This window comes from Candidatus Syntrophosphaera thermopropionivorans (assembly GCF_004353895.1).
GTDB lineage: Bacteria > Cloacimonadota > Cloacimonadia > Cloacimonadales > Cloacimonadaceae > Syntrophosphaera > Syntrophosphaera thermopropionivorans.
Window position 1 is genome coordinate 1 of record NZ_SMOG01000050.1, and the last position, 1,813, is coordinate 1,813.

The 1,813-nt window shown below is 39.5% G+C and carries 2 protein-coding genes; both read left to right on the forward strand.

Annotated elements, in window-relative coordinates; genetic code table 11:
- Window positions 1-485, forward strand: a 485-nt coding sequence (locus E0946_RS07130; RefSeq protein ID WP_320410569.1) for an ATP-binding protein, incomplete at its 5' end; no start/stop codon positions are given.
- Window positions 475-1,785: a [Fe-Fe] hydrogenase large subunit C-terminal domain-containing protein gene (locus tag E0946_RS07135; RefSeq protein WP_133201773.1), complete on the forward strand. Its 1,311-nt coding sequence runs from the start codon at window positions 475-477 to the stop codon at window positions 1,783-1,785. The genes E0946_RS07130 and E0946_RS07135, both read left to right, overlap by 11 nt.
- Window positions 1,786-1,813: the final 28 nt, after the last annotated feature.

The following is a 1,813-nucleotide window of genomic DNA, read 5'->3' on the forward strand; positions in this document are numbered from 1 at the left end:
TCCGCCCTGGATATGAAAAAGCTGTGCAAAAGCATTTTGAAAATCAGCAAGAACCCGAAGTAAGTCTGGAATCCTTGATTAGAGAAAAAGATTTTAATGAAGCAGGAAAGGGCTCTGCAGAAGTTAAAAATGTGTTAAAACGCCTCGGAATTGACCCTGCCATTCTAAGACGTATTGCTGTGGCTTCCTATGAAGCTGAGATTAATGTGGCAGCTCATTCGCTTGGTGGTGCTATGCTCAGTCATATTTATCAAGATAGAATCCATATGATTTTTATGGATAATGGACCTGGTATTGCAGACATTGAACAGGCTATGATGCCGGGCTTTTCCACTGCTGATGAGATGGTTAGAGAACTTGGTTTCGGTGCTGGGTTAGGTTTGCCCAATATTCAGAAAAATGTTGATGCTCTCCATATTGTCTCAGAAGCAGGGGATAGCACTATGCTGGAATTTTTAATTTTCTTTAACGATAATGGACAATAAAGAATACTTTCATGCAGTTCACATCATAGAGGATAATTGCACGGGTTGCACATCCTGCGTTAGAGTTTGTGCCACGGAAGCTATCCGGGTGCGCAATCGTAAAGCTCATATAGATCCTGCGAGATGTGTAGATTGTGGTAACTGTATTGTTGCCTGCAAGTTTCACGCTATTATCCCACAAAGTGACCCTTTGGAATTAATAAATAAATTTAAATATAAAGTAGCCATAGTATCCACTTCCTACTTCGGTCAATTTTCAGAAGATATATCCTATGAGGTTGCCAAACAAGCTATTTATGAACTTGGCTTTGATCAGGTGGAAGAAGAGGCAATGGTGACTGATTTTATGATTCAGATGATACGGGATTATGTCCGTAAACATAGAGATAAAAGACCAATCCTTTCCAGTAATTGTCCCACGGTAGTAAGATTAATCCAGTTAAAATTTCCCTCCTTACTACCCAATATCTTCCAAATTGAAGCTCCAATGAGTATCTTAACTCGCTATCTGAGAGATAAGATACAAAAAGAGAAAGGATTAAAAGAAGATGAGATTGGCATCTTTCTCATAGTTCCCTGTCCTGCTCATGTTACCGCTGTCCACCAACCTGAAGGTGCGTATAAGCATTTGCAGGATGGTGCTTTTGCCATAAGTATGATTTATGGTAAAGTGCACGAACATATTAAAAGACTCCAGAATCAACCTACCCCTGATATTGTCACCTATCCCAAAGGTCTAACTTGGGCTCTTTCAGGTGTTCAAGCTGACCTGGTTGATTGCGAAGATATCCGCGCTCTCTCAGTTAATGGTATAGACAATGTGATTGAGATACTTTCTCGGGTTGAAGACCATTATTTAGACCAGTATGACTATATCGTGCTTCGCAGTTGCACCAATGGTTGTGTAGGTGGATTTTTTAATGTGGAAAATCCTTTTGTAGCAATGAGCAGAATCAAGAAAATGATTAAAGAAGGAAAAGATACACCGACAGATTTAAGTGAATTGGAGCTGCTCTATAAAGCAGGAGAATTTGCTGTGGCACCTCTTTCTCCTCGTCCTATAATGGAACTGGATAAGGATATCAAAACGGCAATAGTCAAAATGAAACAATTAAATGAAATTCTGACCACACTACCTGGTTTAAATTGCTGTGCCTGTGGTTCTCCCAGTTGCTATGCTTTAGCTGAAGATATAGTGCAAGGTAAAGCCACGATTGATGATTGTCTGGTTCTGCTCAAACGTCATACCTTAGAAAACATTCAAGACGATATCTTAAAGAAAAATAAATCCAAGGAATAGACTAATGCCTCGTTTATCAGAAATACAG

Bases quoted from the DNA above. Each gene is read 5' to 3' on its own strand.
- E0946_RS07135 (WP_133201773.1), top strand. From the start codon at position 475: ATGGACAATAAAGAATACTTTCATGCAGTTCACATCATAGAGGATAAT.